The sequence below is a fragment of the Rhizobium sp. PEPV16 genome (assembly GCF_008919455.1).
Taxonomy (GTDB): Bacteria; Pseudomonadota; Alphaproteobacteria; order Rhizobiales; family Rhizobiaceae; genus Rhizobium; species Rhizobium leguminosarum_Q.
In genome coordinates this window covers 1-1,809 of the sequence record NZ_VSZV01000051.1, presented here as the reverse complement: position 1 = coordinate 1,809, position 1,809 = coordinate 1, and the positions used below count along the sequence as shown (strand labels likewise).

General features: G+C 62.9%; 3 protein-coding genes and 1 pseudogene. 3 read left to right on the top strand and 1 reads right to left on the bottom strand.

The window, feature by feature from the left end; translation table 11 throughout:
* Positions 1-17: 17 nt before the first annotated feature.
* The 3 genes and pseudogenes from FY112_RS00420 (at position 18) to FY112_RS00410 (ending at position 1,434) form a co-directional block, all read left to right on the top strand.
* A pseudogene (locus FY112_RS00420) lies at positions 18-602 on the top strand (helix-turn-helix domain-containing protein).
* A gap of 70 nt (positions 603-672) precedes the next feature.
* Positions 673-1,071: a polyketide cyclase gene (locus FY112_RS00415; protein WP_017960821.1), complete on the top strand. Its 399-nt coding sequence runs from the start codon at positions 673-675 to the stop codon at positions 1,069-1,071.
* Positions 1,072-1,434 carry a VOC family protein gene (locus FY112_RS00410; protein ID WP_017960822.1) on the top strand — a complete coding sequence of 121 codons (363 nt, stop codon included), beginning with the start codon at positions 1,072-1,074 and terminating at the stop codon, positions 1,432-1,434.
* A 22-nt stretch (positions 1,435-1,456) separates the two neighbouring features.
* Here FY112_RS00410 and FY112_RS00405 read toward each other — a convergent pair.
* Positions 1,457-1,809: PAS domain-containing protein (locus FY112_RS00405; RefSeq protein ID WP_151517358.1), on the bottom strand; the 353-nt coding region annotated here is incomplete at its 5' end.

Here is a 1,809-nt window from a genome sequence, read left to right as displayed (position 1 = left end):
CCTCGGGAGATATCGCATTGGCATCGGGAAAACGAAAAGAGATGGCTCTCCTGGCGGCCCGCGCCGGCCGCTACCGCGAATATGCACCGCCGCCGACGCTGCGGCGCCATTTCAGCCGCCTCTGGTCTCATGCGTTCCATAACGGACCGCCGGCAATGGTGGCGATCGTGCCGGATGGCTATTGCGATCTCCTCTGGATCGACGGCCGGCTGGTCGTCGCCGGCCCCGACAGGACGGCGGCCTTTCCCGTCATCCAGCCGGGCGCGACCGTCATAGGCGCACGTTTTGCGCCTGGCGCTGCCGCCGCCGACGGCGGCCGCCCGGCATCCGGCCTGCTCGACCGGCTCGGCATGAGCGAAAGGCAGCTGCGCCGTCGCTGCCACCATTATTTCGGCTAGGGCGCAAAGACGCTGGAACGGATCCGCCGGTTCCAGCGTTTCCTCGACCTCTGCCGCAAGTCGGGCACGATGCCGCTTGCCCGCCTTGCGCTCGAAGCGGGCTTTGCCGACCAGTCCCACATGACGCGGGAGGTCGGCGAGCTTTCGACGCTGACGCCCGCCGTCATTTTCGATCAGCTCGGCATGCGGAAAAGAGGCGACTGACCGTTTTGTTCAAGACGCTGTCGGCCGGTTTGTTATTCTGACGAAACCAAATGACAGGGACCTGCAAGCCATGACGACCATGCCCGCGAAAATCATCCACCGGTCGATCGAGCGCGATTGGCGCGACGTCTATGAATTCGCCGGCAAGCCGGAGAACATGCCGCTCTGGGCCTCCGGCCTTGCGACCGGGCTCGATCCTGATGGTGCCGACTGGATCGCCGATGGCGCTCTTGGAAAAATCAGGGTGAGCTTCGTGCCTGCCAATGAATTCGGCGTGATCGACCATACGGTGACGATCGAATCCGGCCTCAGGGTCTATAATGCCCTGCGCATCGTGCCGAACGGCGATGGCTGCGAGGTCATGTTCACGCTGCTGCGTCTGCCCGGCATGACCGACGTGCAGTTTTCCGCCGATGCCGCCCATGTCGAGAAAGATCTCGCCATGCTGAAAGCCCTGATGGAGAGATAGATGGCCGAGAAGACAGAAAACAACGACCGCCGCATCGACTATGTCGAATTCAACGTCGCCGACATCGCTGCCGCCAAAGCCTTTTACGGCTCGGCCTTCGGCTGGCGTTTCACCGATTACGGCCCCAATTATTGCGAATTCGACGACGGCCGGCTGAAGGGCGGCTTTACCGATTTCGGACCGGTGCGGACAGGCGGCGGCCCGCTGGTCGTCGTCTATGCCAATGATCTGGAAGAAGTGCTGACCTCAGTCGAAAGAGCTGGCGGCACGATCTGCCGGCCGATCACCGATTTTCCCGGCGGCCGTCGCTTCCACTTCCTCGACCGCGATGGTTATGAGCTCGCCGTCTGGGCGACTGCTTAACCAGGCTACCCAAGCCTATTGATCAGGCAGCCTGCGACAGCCGATCGAGATCTTCCATGACGAGCAGGGCGCCGATCACCGTGCCGCCCGCATCGCGCAGCGGCGACATGCGACAGCGCACCTGCCGCGACCCGCCGCTGCCGTCCGAGCGCTCATAGGTATAGTCGATCTGGTCGCCGGCAAAACAGGCGTCGAGCTTGGGCTTGGCGCATTCGGCAAACCGCTCCTCGCCGATGAATTCGGAAAGGTGGCGGCCGATGAGTTCCATCGGCTTCCTGTTGAGATGGGCGCTGTTGGCTGGATTGGAATAGAGGTAGCGATAGTCCCTTGTCAGCACCGCCACGCGATCCGGCAGGCTTTCGAGGATCACCGCGT